The organism is Aliterella atlantica CENA595 (assembly GCF_000952155.1).
GTDB lineage: Bacteria > Cyanobacteriota > Cyanobacteriia > Cyanobacteriales > Chroococcidiopsidaceae > Aliterella > Aliterella atlantica.
On sequence record NZ_JYON01000002.1, the window covers coordinates 114,242 to 132,400 of the forward strand.

Here is an 18,159-nt window from a genome sequence, read left to right on the forward strand (position 1 = left end):
TTTAACTCCTATTATTCTAACTGAATCGATTCAGTTAATTAAAAAAATAAGGCGCTTGCCGATTGTAGTATCGTTCTTCTATCCATTCCAACACTGCTTGATGGGAGCTTAAGTAGAAAGTGCGATCGCTTTGAGGATCGTAGACTTGCCAGGAAGTTAGCCCATTTTTATCGATAACTTCCTTAACTTCAGGCTCATTTGCTGAATTGAGAAAGTTGTAGCAGCGAATGCCAACACCTTTAACTATCTCTACAAACCTTTGCCGCCAATCTTTTGACGATGTTGTAGCATACTCATTCTGCTTGTACGAATACTTGTGTTGATAAGCTCTCATTAGAACACACTCCTCTTAAACTAACGCTCTCTGAATCGATTCAGAGAGTACTTCCATGTTAAGAAATATATTTCGATTCGGCAAGCGATCGGGCTCTATCTCAGGCAAGATTGATTAGAAGCGATCGCTGATACTATGGAACGCAACAACGCCTTAAAATCTGTCACGCTTTTAGAAATAGCCAAAGCGCTAGGGATTTCGCGGACAACTGTTTCCAATGCCTTTAATCGCCCAGATCAACTTTCTTGCGAACTGCGAGACAAGATATTGGCAAAGGCGAAAGAGATAGGTTATGCCGGACCAAATCCCACAGCAAGAATGCTGAGAACTAAACAGGCGGGAGCTATTGGAGTTGTCTTTGGTGAATCATTACCCTATGCATTTAGCGATCCAGTAGCGATCGCCTTTCTCCAAGGAATTGCTAGCGTATGCGAACCAGCAAAGGTAAGTTTGCTAATTATCCCAATGGCAATGAGTAAAACGGCTTTAAATACTATTCAACAAGCTGTAGTAGATGGATTCATTGTTTACTCTACTCCCAATACAGATGAAGCTACAGCCCATGTATTAGCCCGCAATTTACCAACTGTAGCGGTAGATCGCCCCGATCTGCACAATGTTTCCTCAGTTAGTATTAACGATCGCCAAGCAGCTTATATAGCCGCGGCTCACTTAATCAATTGCAACCATAAAAGATTAGGCATCATTGCAATGGAAATGCGTTTTGATGGTTACGAGGGTACAGTTAACGCCCAGCGCATCAAAACAGCAACATTTCCCCATCTGTTAGCTCGTTTGCAAGGATATCAAGATGCAATACGGGAGGCAGGGATTAATCCCGATGTTATACCCATAGAAGAACGATTAAATAGAGAAGATGGTGGCTTTACAGCAGCACTAGCATTACTTAATCGTACACCTAGACCAACTGGTATTTTAGCAATGAGCGATCGCCTAGCAATTGGAGCATTACGCGCAGCAGAGACACTGGGTTTAGATGTACCGACAGATTTATCGATTGTCGGCTTTGATGATATTCCTTTAGCTACTCAGATTCGACCTAGATTAACTACTATACGCCAGCCCTTAGTTGAAAAAGGAGCAATTGCAGCCAGATTTCTGCTAGAAAATGTTGGGCAAACCATTTGTCAAATTCTGCCTACAGAACTAGCAATCAGAGAATCGTCAGGAATTGCGCCCAAAACTTAAACCGCTTGTACAAACAATATTTGACTCCTCCCACATACATCTACGCAACCTACAGCAAGACTGCACCTACATCTGCGCGGCAGGTGCTTCAAGTCGGCAAAGCCGCTTTGGGCGTACTGCCTTGTTTATCTGCGTTCATCTGCGTTCAATTAACTTCCTAATCAAAGCTGCTAATTGCTCTGCACTATCAACAACTGCAATTTCTTTGGCTTTTTTCGCCATTTCCTCTAATTGGGGTGAATTTAACAAGCTCAAAACTTTGCTTTCCAGTAACGGCTTTGTAAGTTCTGACTGCTTGAAAGCTAACGCTGCACCCGCAGATGTAAATACTTCGGCATTATAAGCTTGATGATCTTCCGCAGCGAAAGGGTAAGGAATTAAAATTGCTGGCGTTCCCGTTACCGCCAACTCAGTTAAACTAGCAGCACCAGCGCGACTAATAGCTAAATTGGCTCTATTTAACAACCCTGCCATGTTGTCATAAAAAGGCAAAGTCAAATACTGCTCCTGTTGCAAACTACCAGCATCAGGATCTTTATCGCCAGTAAGATGAACAACCCAAGCACCAGCATCGCACCAACTAGGAACGCACTCGCGCACTAACTTATTGACTGCTACCGCACCTTGAGAGCCGCCAAAAACTACAATTAACGGCACATTGGCAGGAATTGGTAGTTCTAAGGGGACATTACTAGAGCGAAACTGCGATCGCACAGGCGTACCAGTGTAAATTGTTTTTACACCAGGCAAATATTTAGCCGCAGCTTCAAAGCCAATTGCGACTACGCTGCAAAAACGGCTAAACGTACGCGTAACTTTGCCAGGTAAAGCGTTGGATTCGTGGAAAATTATAGGTAAACCGAGCGATCGCGCGGCAAGTACAGCAGGAGCCGAAATATAGCCGCCTGTAGTAAATACACCTTGAAAATTACCTTGTTTTAACAGCTTGCGAACTTGAAAAATCGCACCGACAAGTTGAGTTACAATTTTGAAAGTACCTAAACCCAAACGCTGCTGAAACCCTTCGACAGCGATCGCGTGTAAGGGATACGCAGAAGGCACTAATTGAGTTTCAAGACGATTGGGGACACCTAGCCACTCAATTTGATAATCTGACAATTGTTCGGCAACAGCAAGCGCCGGAAATAAATGTCCGCCAGTACCGCTAGCAGCAATTAGTAATTTTGTTGGAGTTGACATCTATATTTTCCCTAGTTAGCGCCCAAGTTGCCTTAAGATCGAACAATTAACTAACCAAACTATCACTTATGCGTAACTTTCTTACCTTTTCGTTATTTGCTAAGAAAAATCGTTATAGTAATTGGCTGGGATTTTTGGTCGCGATCGCCGTAGTTGCAGCAAGCGATCGCGTTTTTGCGGCACCACCAGCCACAGCACCGCCGCAGTTGAAAAATCTGTTGGTGCAAATCGATGCAGCAGCCAACAAAAAGGATGTAAAAGCAGTAATGCAATTTTACAGTCCCAACTTCACACATACAGACGGATTAACTTACCAGACGCTAGAAAAAGCGCTAACTCAATTGTGGCAGCGCTACCCACAGCTAACATATCAAACTCAACTGCAATCTTGGCAAGCACAGGGTAATGCAATTGTTGCCGAAACAGTGACAAATATCACAGGTTCTCAAGTAGCTGACAACCGCAATTTGGCTCTCAAAGCCACAATCAGAACGCGCCAGCGCTACGAAAATCAAAAAATGGTCAGTCAAGAGGTTTTGTCAGAACGCAGCCAACTGAGCGCCGGAACCAAGCCACCAACACTAAATGTAAAATTACCAGCTAGCGTCAGACCTGGACAACAATACAACTTCGATGCGATCGTCCAAGAGCCTTTAAAAGAAGACTATTTACTCGGCGCAGCAGTTGAGGAACCCGTACAGGTAAATCAGTATTTCAATCCCACACCAGTACAGTTAGAATTGCTGCCAGCAGGCGGATTATTCAAAGTTGGTAGAGTTCCGGCGGGTACAGGCGATCGCTGGTTATCAGCAGTCGTAATTCGGGGAGATGGTTTAACCCAAATCACGCAACGCCTCAACGTACTAGGTGGAACTCGCCCTCGCGCTGGCGGTAGAGTGTTGAATATTAGATAGAGAGGGGAGTAGGGAAAGCAGGGGGATATTTTACAGTTTATCAACTGGTCACTGGTCACTGGTCACTGGTCACTGTAAAAGTCCCCTTGTCTCTTATAAATAAACTATGATTTCGATTCAAGACCAAATCGTTTTAATTACTGGTGCTAGTAGTGGCATTGGCGCAGCTTGTGCTAGGGTATTTGCTCAAGCTGGGGCAAAATTGATATTGGTAGCTAGACGGCAAGAACGTTTAGAACAAATAGCCGAGGAATTAGGTCATAGTTCAGTACACCTATTAGCGTTGGATGTGTGCGATCGCTCTGCGGTAGAATCTACACTTGAGAAACTACCAGAACCCTGGTCAGCTATCGATATTTTGATTAATAATGCTGGTTTAAGTCGCGGTTTGAATAAGTTTCAAGAGGGCGATTTTCAAGATTGGGAAGAAATGATTGACACTAATCTCAAAGGCTTACTTTACCTGACGCGTTATATTGTCCCTGGAATGATTAGCCGAGGTAAAGGTCATATCGTCAATCTTGGCTCAACTGCTGGACATTATACTTATCCTAATGGCAATGTCTACTGTGCAACTAAAGCCGCTGTTAGAGTAATTTCCGAAGGTTTAAAACAAGACTTATTAGGAACGCCTGTAAGAGTAAGTTCGGTAGATCCTGGGTTAGTAGAAACAGAATTTAGTCAAGTGCGCTTTCGTGGCGATGGCGATCGCGCTAAGAAAGTATATCAAGGACTTACACCTTTAACGCCTGCTGATGTCGCAGATGTCATCCTGTTTTGCGTGACTCGTCCACTTCATGTCAATGTTAGCGAAGTCTTGTTGATGCCTACAGATCAAGCAGGTTCAATGCTTTTCAATCGGCAAACCTAATTAGGGAAAACACTGCGAAAAATTGGGTTGATAGCGTACCAATTGCGATCGCACTTCTCTATCTTCAGCGCATTACCTAGAAAGAGTAGGCAATGGTAGAAAGTAGGCAGAATACACAATTGCTCGGCAATCTAGCTGTTGCTCAGTTCCGTTTATTTGCTCACGCTACCCTTTAACGCGAGGTGTTTTATGGAAGCCAACAGTAAATCTGTACTTCGTCCTTTAATTACTGCTGGTGTTGTGCTTGGGATAGGATTAGGAGGATTTGTAGATGGCATTGTCCTACATCAAATCCTCCAGTGGCATCATATGTTAAGCAGCGTCCGACCGCCAACAACGATCGCGCAAATGAAGGTAAATATGGTCTGGGATGGCTTATTTGATGCTGCTACCTGGATTTTTACTGTATTAGGTATCTATTTACTTTGGCAAGCAGTGCAGCGCGATGACGTACCGCGTTCCTCAAATACTTTGTTTGGTTCCATACTTATCGGTGCAGGCTCATTTAATGTTATTGAAGGCATCATCGATCATCAAATTCTAGGCATTCATCACGTCAAGCCAGGAGCAAATGAGTTAATTTGGGATATTGGATTTATTGTCCTTGGCGCAATTTTAGTTCTAGTTGGGTGGGTGCTAATACAGGCGGCGAAAAAAGGTGATAATGCGATCGCCTAAATCCAACTTCACTATACATTTAACAATGTCTGCATTGGAATGACTATAGAGTTCACCAAAGCCAAAAAATTAAAGTTTAATCCAGATTTAATTGGACTAAAAGCGCTATTAATTCGCCTGAGGTTGCAATCTACTGGTACGCTGCGTAAACTGTGCCAAATAGGAATAGGCGGCGCTTCAGTTAGCTGATACGTAAAGGCTCTAACATTATCAAACCGGAGAATCAAGCCATGATGAATCCAGACGGTGCTATGAGACAGGCAGGCATGACTGCTATGGAATATCTAGATGTATGTTTCAAATACATTGACAAAGCATATCCCAATGTCAATGATGAGGTTAAGTTGCACTGCGCCAGCAGAATGGCACTTGCAGCATCGATTGACTTTGCAACGGCTGTCTTTAGTGGAAGTGTCGAGGGCTATCCAGGTGTGAAGGTTGTCGCCAGAAACGAAAACATTGACGACTTTATCGAGTAGCGATCGCTTAAGTATTCTGGAGGATAGATGATTTTCCTATTCCCATAGTGGATAAAATAAAGTCGTCTACTCGGCGACTGGACAATCCCCTACTCCCGCTTGTTTGAGGCAGTGGGCGATCTTAATAGTTCAACGGTTTTTGCTGCCACACAACTTCACAATTGGCTCTCAATTTATTGATAAGCTAAAACAGACTTAATTTGCCCGAGGAACGAGCTAAACGCCCATGCTTTAAGTGTTCTGAGGTTGTAATTTGAATGTCTATCAGCTTATCTTTTATCTCCCTCGTCCCCTAATTATCAGGGAACGCCCCAGGTTTCACCGCAATTACCTGCTTTTTCCCCTCACGGTTAATTTCCAAATTTAGCACAGTTCCTATAGTAGTAGATTCAACGTACTGCTGCACTTCAGAAGACTTTTTGACAGGTGTATTATTGATTTTTTGAATTACATCACCTGCACGTAAGCCTGCTTCCTCTGAAGGCGATTTTCTCATTACCTGGACGATGAGAACGCCAGAGTCTTGTTTGATATCTAAATTGGTTTCTTTGTTGATATCTTCTTTATTAGCACTGGTCAGGTCTACCATTTTAATTCCCAAAAAAGGATGCTCCACCCGTCCTTGACTAAATAGCTGATTAGCAACGCGGGCGGCTGTTTGAATGGGAATGGCAAAACCTAACCCTTGCGCGTCGGAACGAATAGCTGTATTTACGCCAATTACTTCACCTTGGGCATTTAACAAAGGTCCGCCAGAATTACCAGGATTGATGGCTGCGTCTGTTTGAATGAAACTAACTCGCTTATCGGGAACGCCAACTTGAGCGCTAGAGCGGTTTGTGGCGCTAATGATGCCAATAGTAACAGTATTATCTAAGCCTAAAGGATTGCCAATGGCGATCGCCCATTGTCCGGGTATCAAGCTATTGGAGTTACCAATTCTCACTTGCGGCAAGTTATTGGCATTAATTTTCACTACTGCAACATCAGTCACATCGTCTACACCGATTACTTTGCCTTCAAAACTGCGCCCATCTTTGAGGGTAACTTGGACGGTATCTGTATCGGCAACAACGTGAGCGTTGGTGAGCAAGCGTCCGTCAGAGCTTAAAATAAAGCCCGAACCTGTACCGCGCTCTACTCTCTCATCAGGAATTGGTTGTTCTTCGCCAAAAAAGCGGCGAAATAGCGGATTATTGAGAGCTTCGGGGATTTGATTTGCGACTTTGCGCGTAGCGTTGATTCTCACTACCGCTGGACCTACTTGTTCTACTGCTGTAGCGATAAAATTGCGATCGTCACTAGGTGGGATGATGCCACCAGTTACGCTACTGGGATTTTGTGATGGTGCAAGGGGCGGCTGAATTACTGGTACTGTTCTAAGTTGCTGAAATGGTTGCCTTGGTACGGGTAGATATCGGCTACCTAAATAGCCCACACCGCCACCTATAGCCAGTAAAGTAAAAGAAACAGCTAATTGTTTTAAAGAGACACCCATATTATTTAGTATTTCTGCCTAATGACAGCCATGCAGATATGAATTTACAAACTTGAGAACGATCGCCACCCTCACCTGAAATAATGCCGAGGCGAGACAAAGCTAACACGGGTATTTGCTTGCTGACAACAATCCTAATTAATTATTTATTTAATCCTATGACCGAACGTTACTGGCTAATGTTGTTTTCAATACTTCTTAGTTCGTTAGTAGCAAATAGAAATGTTCTGGCTGCACCTAGCCAACCGTCATGTTCCCAGCCAGCATTATCTAAATTAGTTCGCCATCAAGTAGCACCTGGGGAGACTTTAGCCAGCATTGCCCAAAAATACAATCTTATCCCCGCGACTTTAATCGGCATGAATCCAGCGCTGCAAACCGGACAAGTCGCTGTTGGGAGCGAAATTGTTATTCCTCCTTACAATGGGATTCGCCTCAACGTGCCAAAAGGTCAAACTTGGCAACAGCTAGCAGCAAAATACAAAGTTCGCGCTGATGTACTTTTTGAAATTAATGGCTGTCAAACTAAGCCAAAAGTTGTATTTATTCCTGGAGTAAATTGGTCGCCGCCACCTGTAGTTACAAGTTCTAGTCGAGCTGCGATAGACTATCCTTTGGCGCAAAAAGCAGAAGTAGCTTTAGGCTATGGTTGGCAGCTAAATCCGAGTACGGGTAAAGTGTTTTTTCATAGCGGGTTAGATTTAGTCGCACCAGTAGGAACGCCTGTAGACGCTGTAGCAACGGGGACAGTTGCCTTTGCTGGCGAACAAGGAAGTTACGGCAATTTGGTGGTAATCAATCATCAAGGTGGCAATCAAAGCCGCTACGCGCAGTTGCAAACTATAGCAGTAAAGACTGGACAAGTAGTAAAACCAGGCGACTTAATTGGCAAAGTCGGGACAACAGGAAGCCCTAGTTCTAGTCAAGCGCATCTGCACTTTGAACTGCGTTATGCATCTAAACTAGGTTGGACTGCAGAAGATCCCACAAAACAGTTTATTAATCAATAGACTTCGTACAAAAGCAGGCAATCCAATCCCTTGTCTCCTTGTCTCCTTGTCCGTCAAAATTAAAAACTTATGCAAAAGACCTAATAGTCAACCCCTCCTACCATTAACATAAGCTGCAGTTAAGGGGTGCTGTGGCGCTTCAAAAACTTGGTTAACTGAACCAGACTCAATTAGTTGACCAGATCCCTCAGCTACCCAAAATAGCGCTACATCATCGGCAATCCGCTTCGCCTGTGCTAAGTTGTGGGTAACAACAAGCAGCGTATATCTACCACGCATACTGGTAATCAAATCTTCTACAGCTTCGCTAGAAATCGGATCGAGAGCGCTGCAAGGCTCATCCATAAGCAGCACCTCTGGTTTTAGCGCTAATGCCCTAGCTAGACACAAACGTTGTTGTTGCCCACCAGAAAGGGAAAAAGCAGAAGCCGAAAGCCTGTCTTTGACTTCATCCCAGAGTCCCACATCTCGCAACACATCTTCAACTCGGCGATCGATTTCGTCTCGTTTTTTTACTCCATGTTCTCGCAAAGGAAATTCGATATTTCTGATAATTGAGAGCGGGAATGGGTTAGGTTTTTGAAACAGCATTCCGACGCGACGGCGCAGTGAAATTGTGTCGAGAGCTTGCACGTCTTGCTCTCCTAGTAAGATGCGCCCTGAGATTTGATAACTTGGTGTTAGCTCGGCTAGGCGGTTTAGACAAGTTAAAAAGCTAGTTTTGCCGCAGCCGGAAGGACCGATTAGTGCTGTGATGCTACCAGATGCGATCGCTAATGACACATCTGTAAAAGCAGGTTTTTTCCCGTAATTTAGGCTTAACCGCTCTGTTTGCATTGACGGAGGTTGACTTGCGCTATTCATACCACAAAAATTTTAGATTGCCGAAAATGCTCTGCTAACCACGATATAGCGCCATTAATTAGCACCAAAAATACTACCAATACCAGAGCAGAGGCATAAGCATTAGGTTCTCCTCCTGAGACATTCATGGCAAGATCGTAGATATGGACGCAAAGCGATCGCCCTGAATCAAATAGTGACTCTGGCATTCTATCTACATAACCGCTAGTAAAAATTAAAGCTGCTGTTTCGGCGATCGCTCGTCCTAAACCCAATAATAGCCCTACCGCTACTCCAGGCATGGCAGCAGGTAGCAATAGCTCCCACAAAATTGCTATACGGGAAATTCCCAACGCCGCAGCCGAGCGCCTATAGTCGTCTGGTACAGCAACAAATCCTTCTTGCGTGGAGCGAATCAAAATCGGCAGCACCATACAAGCTAGCGTCAATCCACCAGAGAGAATAGAAAAGCCCATCCCCAATGTCTTACAAAAAAAAGCATTACCAAATAGTCCAAAGACAATAGAAGGAACGCCAGCTAATATGTCCAAGCTCAAGCGCACCAATAAACCCAATCCACTTGAATGCGATGCAAATTCAGCCAGCAGTATGCCAGTGCCAATTGATATCGGAATTGAAACAGCTAGACAAACTCCGATAATTAGGGCTGTTGAAACTATAATTGGCGCAATACCTCCATCTCGACCTGCATTTCTTGGCTCTGCAGTCAGAAACTCCCAAGATACCTGACCGATACCATGCCAGAATACATCGCTCAATAGCCATAGCAGCGCTCCTGTAACTAAAACAACAACAGACCAAATTATTGCACTCCAAAACAGTTCTTCTAGCTGTTTGCTTAAGTTTAAAGATAGACTTTGGGATTTTGTCAGCCCAGAATTAGAGTCGATTCGATCTTGTCTATCTTTGAGGGCTGAATTTTTAGTCATAAATCTGTCCCTTGTTCAGCAGTTCGGCAACAATAACTAAAGCGACAACCATTGCCATCAAAACTAAGCCACTAACAAATAAGGCAGCGCGGTGATTTCCTACTGCATAAGCCATCTCTAGAGCAATATTTGCCGTCAAAGTCCGCACTGGTTCAAATACACTCGTAGGAATCTGTACCACATTACCGCAAACCATTAGCACTGCCATAGTTTCACCAATTGCCCGTCCTGTTCCTAAGATTACACCTGTTATTAAACCTGACGAAGCTGCTGGAAACACAACACCGCGCACCGTTGCCCAGCGTCCTAGTCCTACTGCTGCACAACCGCGTAAATACTCTGGTGGCACATTTGCCAAGCTAGCGTCTGCTAATAAGGCAATTGTGGGTAGAATCATCAACGTCAAAATTAAAATTCCTGTTAGTAAACTTGCTCCAGGTGGATGAATGCGTCCAATAATTGGTACTAGCACGACTAAACCCCAAAAGCCATAAACTACAGAAGGAATGCCTGCCAATAATTCAATCAAACGTCGATACAAAAGAGCGATCGCAACTGGGGCATAATAATGGCAAAAAATCGCGCTAGCAATACCTAACGGCGTTGCGATCAGAACCGATCCTGCTGTGACAAATAGCGTTCCCCATAACATTGGTAGCAAGTTAAACTCTGCGCTAGTTGGATGCCAGTCAGGGTCGTTGAAGAATCGATTTATACCTATTGTTCGCAGAATGGGCAAGGTTTCGCCAATTAGAAATAGCACGATTAAAAGCACAACCGTTGCTGCCAAAAGTGCCATTGCTTGCAATATCCATACTAGGATTGCTTCACTGCGCGACTGGGACAAAATATTGCTCCTTCACTATGTCCTGCACTTGCGAGGAACGGGCAAAATCAATAAAGTCTTTTTGCAACCCTGTTGGAGTTGTTTTTGTAACCAAATTGAGAGGGCGAGAAATGGGAAAAGTGCCTTTGCTAACGTTGGCGATGGAGGCTGTTACTCCTTCAACTGGCAGCAATTCGATCGGAGTTTGGTGAGTTGCCGCATATTCACCAGAACCTATAGACACGTAACCTATCGCGTGGGGATTTCCTGCTACTGTTTTGATGCCTTGCTCGTTATCACCAATTACTACATCAGCTTTGATATCTTTGGTTTTGATTTGGAAATGATCGGCAAATAGTTCTAGGGTAGAACGCCCTTCAGCTTTGTTAACTACTGTAATCGGAGCATCTGAACCGCCTACTTGTTTCCAGTTGTTAATTTTATCGGTGTAGATATCTACAATTTGCTTGTCAGTGAGTTTTTGAACTGGGTTTTTCTGATTGATTATTAATGAAATGCCATCTTTGGCAATAGTGTAAGCTTGCAGTTCTTTCTCGTTATCTTTGAGCGATCGCGATACCATGCCAATATCTGCTACTCCCTGACGAGCATCGGCAATTCCGCGTGAAGAACCACCTGTTTGCACGTCAATACGTACTCCCGAATGCTGAGACTCGTAGCGCTTTGCTATCTCAGAAACAAGCGGCGCTACAGTGCTAGAACCAGTTAAAACTAGCTTGCCTTGCAATTCATCATTTTGCTTGTTTGCCGCTTCTGGGGGCTTGCTACAAGATTGCAACAATAAGACAGTAGCTATACCAATAGAAAAAGGAGCCAAATTATGTAAGTTCTGCATTAGTCGTGAATATATAGTGTTTTTACTAAAAACCTGCTAAATGCGTCATGCAAATATGAGGCGACAACATCCCAGATCGATTATTCTGCCAGCATTGTTATCAAAAATGGCTGTTTCCAACTGATACAGCACCGCTTTACCATCTCGCGTCGCTCTAATAAAGCCCTCATCGCGCAGAACTTTTAAATGATGAGATAGCAAGCTCTGCTCCAATCCCAGGATTGTATTCATCTCGCCAACGTGCTTAGGTCCGCTCCACAGTAGTTCTAAAACCGCTAGACGTGTTGAGTCAGAGAGAATTTTTAGCTGATGGGCGCACGCGGATTGCGATCGCAAAATTTTAGCCATCTTTGCTTAATTGCTCAAATTTGGAATTGATATCAAATTATATTCATATCAATATCCATTCATTAACCGCTGCTTAACCTTTATTTAAACAATGGTTAACAAGTAATCCTGAGCAAGTAAGGATTACCCAATGAATTAGAGGTTCGCTTAGTGCAAGTTGCCTTTGCTAGCGAACAAGGAAGTTATGGCAATTTGGTGGTAATCCTCAAGGTGGTAATGCAAAACCGCTACGCGCAGTTGCAAAAGGAAGCCCTAGTTCTAGTCAAGCGCATCTGCATTTTGAACTGCGTTATGCATCTGGGCTAGGTTGGACGGCAGAAGATCCCGAAAAACAGTTCGCAAGTCAAAAGGCAAAATTTAGGGTGTTAATAGCATTGCACGAATAATACAAAAGTTTTTTGGTCGCAATTAAGCTTTTGAGCTTGACTTATTTTTCTGGTTCAAAGAGAACGCAGCAGTTAAAAACGGGGCAAAATTTAGCCTTGATGTTGGCAAGAGGAAGAAATACATTCTCAACCACCACAACTTAATAGTTTTTTGCAGAAGTTGACAACAAGTGGATGGTTGCGTATGTTATGAACAACCAATCATCAATTTAGAGCGCGAGATACGTGTCACCCTGCAAATTTGCAGCAAAATAGCGCTTGGAACAATACCGCTCAAGCGGATACTTGTAAATGAGACTTGGTCTAGCGACAAGAGTAGCAAACAGAGCAGAAGCGTTTAAGTACGAGCTAAAAGCCACTTGTGTTGTACGAGGAAGATATTATGGATTTTGATAAACGTCGCGCCTACTGGCGGGCAAACACTACATTAATTCGCAATCTTTTAATTGTTTGGGCAGTAGTATCGCTGGGATGTAGCATTTTACTGGTTCAGCCTTTGAATGCCCTTCACATTGGCAGTTTGCCGCTCGGCTTTTGGATGGCACAGCAAGGCGCAATTTTGACCTTTGTGGTGTTGATTTTCATCTATGCTATCTCGATGGATAAACTCGATCGCCGCAACGGGATGAAGTGAGGAAAAAGTATGTCAGTCGAACTTTGGACAATAATTATTGTTGGATTATCCTTTCTTCTCTACATTTACATTGGTTGGCGATCGCGCGTTCATGATAGTTCTGGCTTTTTCGTTGCAGGGCAAGGCGTTCCCTCGCTAGCAAATGGGGCAGCAACAGCCGCAGATTGGATGTCTGCGGCTTCTTTTATTTCGATGGCAGGACTAATCTCCTTTTTGGGCTACGACGGTTCTATCTACCTGATGGGATGGACTGGAGGGTACGTGCTGCTAGCCCTGCTCTTGGCTCCCTACCTGCGTAAATTTGGCAAATATACAGTGCCAGATTTTGTTGGCGATCGCTACTACTCTAACGTTGCTCGTTTGGTTGCTGTGGTCGCAGCAATCTTTATCTCTCTAACTTATGTTGCTGGACAAATGCGCGGTGTGGGAATTGTCTTTAGCCGCTTTCTCCAGGTAGACATCAATACAGGGGTAATTATTGGCATGGCGATTGTGGGATTTTTCGCTGTCATCGGCGGCATGAAAGGCATTACTTGGACGCAAGTAGCGCAGTATTGCATCTTAATTATTGCTTATTTGATCCCAGCGATCGCTCTAGCTTATATCCTTACAGGCAATCCAATTCCACAGCTAGCCTTTACCTTTAGCGATATTGGTGTCAAGCTCAATCAACTCCAAGTCGATCTAGGCTTTGCTGAATATACTCAACCCTTTGCCAACAAATCCATGTTGGACGTGCTATTTATCACGATCGCGTTGATGGTGGGAACAGCAGGTTTACCCCATGTAATCGTCCGCTTTTACACCGTACCTGATGTCCGTTCTGCGCGATATTCGGCTGGCTGGGCATTGCTGTTGATTGCAATTCTCTATACTACCGCTCCAGCCCTCTCCATGTTTGCTCGTTACAATCTGATTAACTCGCTGCACAATCAAACCATTACCAGCGTGCAGCAACTAGATTGGGTATCGAAGTGGGAAAATACTGGGCTACTGAAGTTTGATGACAAAAATGGCGATGGACGATTGCAGCTAACTCCCGAACAGGCAAGCAATGAAATTACTATCGATAACGATATTATTGTCCTGTCAACGCCAGAAGTTGCTAGGCTGGCTCCTTGGGTGATTGCTTTAGTTGCGGCTGGCGGACTAGCTGCTGCCTTATCTACGGCATCGGGCTTGCTGTTGGTAATTTCCAGTTCGATCGCCCATGATGTTTATTACCGCATCGTTAATCCTGGTGCATCCGAGCGTCGGCGAGTGTTTGTCGGACGCATTATGGTGGGTGTGGCAGTAGTAGTTGCTGGCTACTTTGGCGTTAACCCACCTGGATTTGTAGCGCAGGTAGTTGCTTTTGCTTTTGGTTTAGCAGCAGCTAGTTTCTTTCCAGCGATTCTGTTGGGAATTTTCGATAAACGTACCAACAAGGAAGGAGCAATTTCCGGTATGGTTGTCGGTCTTATCTTTACTCTCTTCTATATCATTGGGGTCAAGTTTGCGGGAATGCCTGCTTGGTTTTTTGGCGTATCTGCAGAGGGAATTGGCACGCTAGGGATGCTCCTCAACCTAAGCGTCACCTTCGTTGTATCGCGCCTGACTGCGCCCCCACCTGTGGAGATTCAAGAGATGGTCGAAGACTTGCGGATGCCAGCAGGAGAACTTGCCCCCACAGAGGCGGCTGGGCGGTTCTAATTGGGTTTTACTCGCTCTCGTGACAACTCCCGCCGTTAAGTCGGAGTATCGACTATAACGGCGGCTGCCAATCTCATGTTTTATGGGCTGGACATCCCCAAAGCTGGCTAAGTAGTAGGGTGCATTCTACAGAACGCACTCTACAAGAGTGGCGATCGCACTATCCTTACTTGTTTAGCACTACCAGTAGATAATATTTGCACTCAAACTTTTGCTTCTACTACCATCTGCACTCCTCTTGCAGGAGCAAAAATCACACCTCGGCGTTGAGGCTGTTCGGGCGATCGCTCAACTAGCGCTAGTCGATAACGAGCAAGCATTGTCGCTAAAACCAATTTCATCTCAAACAGGGCTAAGGCTTCCCCAATGCAACGCCGCACCCCGCCACCAAAAGGAAAAAATTCGTAAGCAGAAAACTGTCGTGCTAAAAAGCGTTCCGGCTTAAATAATTTCGGTTCTGGATATAGGTCTGGGCGCTGATGAGTTAAATAAATACAACCATATACTCTCATTCCAGGCTCTAGTTGATAACCCATGAGTTCTCCAGGTGCTTCAACGTCTCTAGGAACGGTGAGAATAGCAATGGGAGAGAGGCGTAAGGTTTCATGACAAACGGCTGTAAGATAAGGCAACTGGGCAAAAGTTGTGGGATCGGGCGAGTCTCCCAAGCCATGCAGTTCCATCAGCAGTTTCTCGCTTACCTGGGGATGATGACCAATCCAGTACAGCGCCCAAGCGATCGCGCTAGCAGTTGTTTCGTGACCTGCAATTAGTAACGTAATTAATTCATCGTGCAATTGGGCATCAGTCATGGGCTGACCCATTTCATCGCGGGCTGACATCAGTAAACTCAGGATGTCTGCACCCAGACAATTTTGCTGGCGGCGATCGCTAATTTCAGAGTATATAAGTTCGCCTATCTGTCGTTGCAGATGCCGAAAGTAGCCCCAAGGACTTCGTACTCCCCAATCTTTTTGCCAAGACGGGAAAAAGAGCAATCCACCCATCAAAGGAGATTTAAGTGCATTTGTCAAATCGAACATCAGTGACTTGAGACAACTAAACCGTTCTTCTTGCTCGACCCCAAAAACAACCCTTAGCATGACTGCTAAAGAAATTTGCTGTGCCAAACGATGTGCAGAAAAGGGAGTTTCAATCGCTTGCGAACTCATTGCTTTGTCTGTTAATTCACAGATTAATTGTCCGTAAGTTCGCATCCGTTCGCCATGAAACGGCGGCATTAACAGCCGACGTTCTCGACGATGGCGAGAACCTGCTAACGTAAAAATCGAGCGATCGCCAACTAGCGGTTGAAGCAGTTGATTAGGTGGGGCAATAAATTGCTTGGCTTCATTAGTAAAAATCTGCTGTAGCGCTTGGGGATTACTGACAAATAGAACAACAGAGCGATCGCCAATTACAGGAGCGTTAAAAATGTCTCCAGAGCGCTGTGCCGCAGATTCCAGGTAGGCGATCGCGTTTTGTGTATACTGAATTTTTTGCAACCATCGAGGTGCTGGTGAGCCATCGGGAAAGCGGGTTTTTACAGTCATAACTTGCAACTTCCAGCCAAATCTAATGTCCTTACTGCCAATAGGTTAGTTTGCTTGTACTCTCTTGCCGATCGATCTTTTGGACAGATGTTCTGCCATAGAAAATAGCACCAATAGCAGTGGCGTAAGCAAATAAGCTGTAAATAGCAGCAGGAATAGCCATATCAGGATTATTTAACAATCCAGCAGTAATAGCGATCGCCAGGGTAGCATTTTGAATTCCTACCTCGATGGCAATACAGATCCGTTGAGCAAAGTTTAACTTAAACAGCTTACCAAACCAAAATCCGATCGCCATTGAGATTGTATTAAGCAATACTACTCCAATTCCTACTTGAGCGATGAAAGTAGGTAGGCGGCTCCATTCGCGCATGATAATCGCCAAGATAATTAAAGCCAAAAACCCAATTGCCAGACGGTTCGCGGTTTTTTCTAGACGGCGGGCTAAGTCGGGAAACTTTTGCCGAATTAACATTCCCAGCACAATTGGCACTATAGCGATCGCGAAAATTTGCAACATGGTTTGTCCGACTAGCAGAGCGATCGCCGCATTTTGTCCTACGAAATATTGCAAAGACAGATTTGCAAATATGGGAATCGTAAATACAGTAATAGCGCTACTCAATGCCGTTAAAGTCACAGAAAGGGCGACATCTCCTTTTGCTAAATAAGTAATCATATTTGAAGAAGGTCCGCCAGGACAAAGAGCTAAGATTATTAACCCCACTGCAATTTCTGGTTGCATCGGCACGATCTCGGCGACAAGAAAGCCAACCATAGGGAGAAAAAGCAATTGACTAACTAGACCAATGGCAACTGCTTTAGGATAGCGAGTTACTCGTTGAAAGTCTTCTGGCATGAGGGTTAGTCCCATACCTAGCATCACGAGCGCTAGACCTATCGGTAAAAGAACAGAGGTAAAAAAGCTTGCTTGCATATAAGTTTATTTTTTCTGAGCTAAATGCATTCTCAATAGACTAGACTTGTTGCAAAAGTATGCGCTCTCCAGATTGTTGTCCAGTTATCGCCATCCGCCACCTGTAGGATTGAGCGAAAATCCACGCAGGCAAATTTAAATAGGAAGATGCCTGACGAACGCATCATCGCATTACTTTAATTGCAATCGAGTACAGCACCTCCAACTATATAATGAGACTCTTGAAAAAAAATTCCCAACTTCTTCGGGCGAAGGGTCGGAAATTGTTCGCAAAAGTTGGCTTCGTTGTCTGTGTTTTGCTTCTCAACTAACTAAATCAGCAGTAGGGTGCGTACTGCAGTACGCACCCTACAAGAGTAGCGATCGCCCTGACCTTTAGCAAAAAGCCTATCTATTGCCACATATCTGCACTAATTATTCTTTGTTCTGATTGTTGCATTTTGAGATGGGGTCTTAGTTTAGATACCAGTAGAATGATGGAAAATAGAGCAATTAGTTGTAACTATGTCAACAGAAATGCAAAAAGCAGCGATCGCTCAATACTACGCCAACCTATCTGCTATGAATAGAGAAGGCTGGTTAGAAATTTTAGCTGTTGATGCGGTAATTTACGACCCAGTTGGCAAGCCCCCCTTAAGAGTTCGAGAAGATTCACCCAAGTTTTTTGACTTGTTGGAGAAGTTCTACAAGCAATTTGCGATCGTCCAGGACTGTGTATTTATCATCGGTCAAGAAGCTGCGGTCAAATGGACAATGCAAGTTGTAGCCAAAAACGAGCGTACAGCTAAGACTGAGGGAATAAGTGTATTTGAATTTAACGAGCAGGGGAAAATTGCGAAAATTCAATCTTACTGGGACGAAGCTACAATTAAGGCGCAGTTAGCAGGGTAGCAAGTAGAAATCGCTTTGTAAATGTCAAATTCTGTTGCGTAGATAATTAA

Annotated in this window: 21 protein-coding genes; 11 read left to right on the forward strand and 10 right to left on the reverse strand. The window is 44.3% G+C overall.

All coding sequences use genetic code 11. The features are described 5' to 3' along the window. Positions 1–34: 34 nt before the first annotated feature. Entirely contained in the window at positions 35–334 is a 300-nt protein-coding gene (locus UH38_RS03035; protein ID WP_045053149.1) for a hypothetical protein, read from the reverse strand. A 135-nt stretch (positions 335–469) separates the two neighbouring features. Between UH38_RS03035 and UH38_RS03040 the strand changes: the two genes are divergently transcribed. Beyond that, a complete protein-coding gene (locus UH38_RS03040) occupies positions 470–1,543 on the forward strand; it encodes a LacI family DNA-binding transcriptional regulator (protein WP_045053150.1) in 1,074 nt (357 codons plus the stop codon). Between the two features lie 135 nt (positions 1,544–1,678). On the opposite strand, the gene murG is transcribed toward UH38_RS03040, so the two are convergent. Beyond that, positions 1,679–2,743 carry an undecaprenyldiphospho-muramoylpentapeptide beta-N-acetylglucosaminyltransferase gene (murG, locus tag UH38_RS03045; RefSeq protein ID WP_045053151.1) on the reverse strand — a complete coding sequence of 355 codons (1,065 nt, stop codon included), beginning with the start codon at positions 2,741–2,743 and terminating at the stop codon, positions 1,679–1,681. Positions 2,744–2,811: 68 nt separating this feature from the next. On the opposite strand from murG, the gene UH38_RS03050 reads away from it, so the two are divergent. From UH38_RS03050 to UH38_RS03065, 5 genes are all read left to right on the forward strand, one after another. After that, on the forward strand, positions 2,812–3,657 hold the full coding sequence (locus UH38_RS03050) for a Cif family virulence factor (protein WP_045053152.1): 846 nt from the start codon (positions 2,812–2,814) through the stop codon (positions 3,655–3,657). Between the two features lie 106 nt (positions 3,658–3,763). Further along, positions 3,764–4,528 carry an SDR family oxidoreductase gene (locus UH38_RS03055; RefSeq protein WP_045053153.1) on the forward strand — a complete coding sequence of 255 codons (765 nt, stop codon included), beginning with the start codon at positions 3,764–3,766 and terminating at the stop codon, positions 4,526–4,528. A 189-nt stretch (positions 4,529–4,717) separates the two neighbouring features. Then, positions 4,718–5,206 carry a DUF2243 domain-containing protein gene (locus UH38_RS03060; protein ID WP_045053154.1) on the forward strand — a complete coding sequence of 163 codons (489 nt, stop codon included), beginning with the start codon at positions 4,718–4,720 and terminating at the stop codon, positions 5,204–5,206. 39 nt (positions 5,207–5,245) lie between these two features. After that, positions 5,246–5,395 carry a hypothetical protein gene (locus UH38_RS26625; protein ID WP_160295925.1) on the forward strand — a complete coding sequence of 50 codons (150 nt, stop codon included), beginning with the start codon at positions 5,246–5,248 and terminating at the stop codon, positions 5,393–5,395. A 41-nt stretch (positions 5,396–5,436) separates the two neighbouring features. Next, complete coding sequence (locus tag UH38_RS03065) at positions 5,437–5,685, forward strand: hypothetical protein (RefSeq protein WP_045053155.1); 249 nt, start codon at positions 5,437–5,439, stop codon at positions 5,683–5,685. 292 nt (positions 5,686–5,977) lie between these two features. Here UH38_RS03065 and UH38_RS03070 read toward each other — a convergent pair whose 3' ends face one another. Continuing rightward, positions 5,978–7,183: an HhoA/HhoB/HtrA family serine endopeptidase gene (locus tag UH38_RS03070; RefSeq protein WP_045053156.1), complete on the reverse strand. Its 1,206-nt coding sequence runs from the start codon at positions 7,181–7,183 to the stop codon at positions 5,978–5,980. Between the two features lie 158 nt (positions 7,184–7,341). Between UH38_RS03070 and UH38_RS03075 the strand changes: the two genes are divergently transcribed. Continuing rightward, positions 7,342–8,193: a LysM peptidoglycan-binding domain-containing M23 family metallopeptidase gene (locus tag UH38_RS03075; RefSeq protein WP_045053157.1), complete on the forward strand. Its 852-nt coding sequence runs from the start codon at positions 7,342–7,344 to the stop codon at positions 8,191–8,193. A gap of 87 nt (positions 8,194–8,280) precedes the next feature. Here UH38_RS03075 and UH38_RS03080 read toward each other — a convergent pair whose 3' ends face one another. Genes UH38_RS03080 through UH38_RS03100 form a run of 5 tightly spaced genes read right to left on the reverse strand, consistent with a single transcriptional unit; the run spans position 8,281 to position 12,016 of the window. Further along, a complete protein-coding gene (locus UH38_RS03080; protein WP_045053158.1) occupies positions 8,281–9,057 on the reverse strand; it encodes a phosphate ABC transporter ATP-binding protein in 777 nt (258 codons plus the stop codon). After that, complete coding sequence (gene pstA, locus UH38_RS03085) at positions 9,054–9,986, reverse strand: phosphate ABC transporter permease PstA (RefSeq protein WP_082065291.1); 933 nt, start codon at positions 9,984–9,986, stop codon at positions 9,054–9,056. Before pstA ends, UH38_RS03080 begins: the two co-directional genes overlap by 4 nt. After that, positions 9,979–10,833 (reverse strand): phosphate ABC transporter permease subunit PstC, encoded by an 855-nt coding sequence (pstC, locus tag UH38_RS03090; RefSeq protein WP_045053159.1) that lies wholly within the window; start codon positions 10,831–10,833, stop codon positions 9,979–9,981. Before pstC ends, pstA begins: the two co-directional genes overlap by 8 nt. Further along, on the reverse strand, positions 10,814–11,668 hold the full coding sequence (locus tag UH38_RS03095) for a phosphate ABC transporter substrate-binding protein (RefSeq protein WP_052672235.1): 855 nt from the start codon (positions 11,666–11,668) through the stop codon (positions 10,814–10,816). Before UH38_RS03095 ends, pstC begins: the two co-directional genes overlap by 20 nt. 45 nt (positions 11,669–11,713) lie before the next feature. Continuing rightward, positions 11,714–12,016 (reverse strand): ArsR/SmtB family transcription factor, encoded by a 303-nt coding sequence (locus tag UH38_RS03100; RefSeq protein WP_045053160.1) that lies wholly within the window; start codon positions 12,014–12,016, stop codon positions 11,714–11,716. Between the two features lie 150 nt (positions 12,017–12,166). Between UH38_RS03100 and UH38_RS26155 the strand changes: the two genes are divergently transcribed. The 3 genes from UH38_RS26155 to UH38_RS03110 all read left to right on the forward strand — a co-directional run bounded on the left by UH38_RS26155 (position 12,167) and on the right by UH38_RS03110 (position 14,728). After that, positions 12,167–12,322, forward strand: coding sequence for a hypothetical protein (locus UH38_RS26155; RefSeq protein WP_200892263.1), 156 nt, complete (start codon positions 12,167–12,169; stop codon positions 12,320–12,322). 462 nt (positions 12,323–12,784) lie between these two features. Further along, positions 12,785–13,036: a DUF4212 domain-containing protein gene (locus UH38_RS03105; protein ID WP_045053161.1), complete on the forward strand. Its 252-nt coding sequence runs from the start codon at positions 12,785–12,787 to the stop codon at positions 13,034–13,036. Positions 13,037–13,045: 9 nt separating this feature from the next. Continuing rightward, positions 13,046–14,728 carry a sodium:solute symporter family protein gene (locus tag UH38_RS03110; RefSeq protein WP_045053162.1) on the forward strand — a complete coding sequence of 561 codons (1,683 nt, stop codon included), beginning with the start codon at positions 13,046–13,048 and terminating at the stop codon, positions 14,726–14,728. Between the two features lie 203 nt (positions 14,729–14,931). Here the strand turns inward: UH38_RS03110 and UH38_RS03115 are convergent, their stop codons facing one another. Both UH38_RS03115 and UH38_RS03120 read right to left on the reverse strand, forming a co-directional pair. Then, complete coding sequence (locus tag UH38_RS03115) at positions 14,932–16,281, reverse strand: cytochrome P450 (RefSeq protein WP_045053163.1); 1,350 nt, start codon at positions 16,279–16,281, stop codon at positions 14,932–14,934. 31 nt (positions 16,282–16,312) lie between these two features. Beyond that, the gene (locus UH38_RS03120; protein ID WP_045053164.1) at positions 16,313–17,218 is read right to left on the reverse strand and encodes a bile acid:sodium symporter family protein; all 906 of its coding nucleotides are present in this window, start codon (positions 17,216–17,218) and stop codon (positions 16,313–16,315) included. 504 nt (positions 17,219–17,722) lie between these two features. On the opposite strand from UH38_RS03120, the gene UH38_RS03125 reads away from it, so the two are divergent. Then, the gene (locus tag UH38_RS03125) at positions 17,723–18,109 is read left to right on the forward strand and encodes a nuclear transport factor 2 family protein (protein ID WP_045053165.1); all 387 of its coding nucleotides are present in this window, start codon (positions 17,723–17,725) and stop codon (positions 18,107–18,109) included. Positions 18,110–18,159: the final 50 nt, after the last annotated feature.

Bases quoted from the DNA above. Each gene is read 5' to 3' on its own strand.
- UH38_RS03115 (WP_045053163.1), bottom strand. From the start codon at position 16,281: ATGACTGTAAAAACCCGCTTTCCCGATGGCTCACCAGCACCTCGATGG.
- UH38_RS03080 (WP_045053158.1), bottom strand. From the start codon at position 9,057: ATGAATAGCGCAAGTCAACCTCCGTCAATGCAAACAGAGCGGTTAAGC.
- UH38_RS03055 (WP_045053153.1), top strand. From the start codon at position 3,764: ATGATTTCGATTCAAGACCAAATCGTTTTAATTACTGGTGCTAGTAGT.
- UH38_RS03050 (WP_045053152.1), top strand. From the start codon at position 2,812: ATGCGTAACTTTCTTACCTTTTCGTTATTTGCTAAGAAAAATCGTTAT.
- UH38_RS03060 (WP_045053154.1), top strand. From the start codon at position 4,718: ATGGAAGCCAACAGTAAATCTGTACTTCGTCCTTTAATTACTGCTGGT.
- pstA (WP_082065291.1), bottom strand. From the start codon at position 9,986: ATGACTAAAAATTCAGCCCTCAAAGATAGACAAGATCGAATCGACTCT.
- UH38_RS03105 (WP_045053161.1), top strand. From the start codon at position 12,785: ATGGATTTTGATAAACGTCGCGCCTACTGGCGGGCAAACACTACATTA.
- UH38_RS03065 (WP_045053155.1), top strand. From the start codon at position 5,437: ATGATGAATCCAGACGGTGCTATGAGACAGGCAGGCATGACTGCTATG.
- UH38_RS03120 (WP_045053164.1), bottom strand. From the start codon at position 17,218: ATGCAAGCAAGCTTTTTTACCTCTGTTCTTTTACCGATAGGTCTAGCG.
- UH38_RS03125 (WP_045053165.1), top strand. From the start codon at position 17,723: ATGTCAACAGAAATGCAAAAAGCAGCGATCGCTCAATACTACGCCAAC.
- UH38_RS26625 (WP_160295925.1), top strand. From the start codon at position 5,246: ATGACTATAGAGTTCACCAAAGCCAAAAAATTAAAGTTTAATCCAGAT.
- UH38_RS03075 (WP_045053157.1), top strand. From the start codon at position 7,342: ATGACCGAACGTTACTGGCTAATGTTGTTTTCAATACTTCTTAGTTCG.
- UH38_RS03100 (WP_045053160.1), bottom strand. From the start codon at position 12,016: ATGGCTAAAATTTTGCGATCGCAATCCGCGTGCGCCCATCAGCTAAAA.
- murG (WP_045053151.1), bottom strand. From the start codon at position 2,743: ATGTCAACTCCAACAAAATTACTAATTGCTGCTAGCGGTACTGGCGGA.
- UH38_RS03070 (WP_045053156.1), bottom strand. From the start codon at position 7,183: ATGGGTGTCTCTTTAAAACAATTAGCTGTTTCTTTTACTTTACTGGCT.
- UH38_RS03095 (WP_052672235.1), bottom strand. From the start codon at position 11,668: ATGCAGAACTTACATAATTTGGCTCCTTTTTCTATTGGTATAGCTACT.
- UH38_RS03040 (WP_045053150.1), top strand. From the start codon at position 470: ATGGAACGCAACAACGCCTTAAAATCTGTCACGCTTTTAGAAATAGCC.
- UH38_RS03035 (WP_045053149.1), bottom strand. From the start codon at position 334: ATGAGAGCTTATCAACACAAGTATTCGTACAAGCAGAATGAGTATGCT.
- UH38_RS03110 (WP_045053162.1), top strand. From the start codon at position 13,046: ATGTCAGTCGAACTTTGGACAATAATTATTGTTGGATTATCCTTTCTT.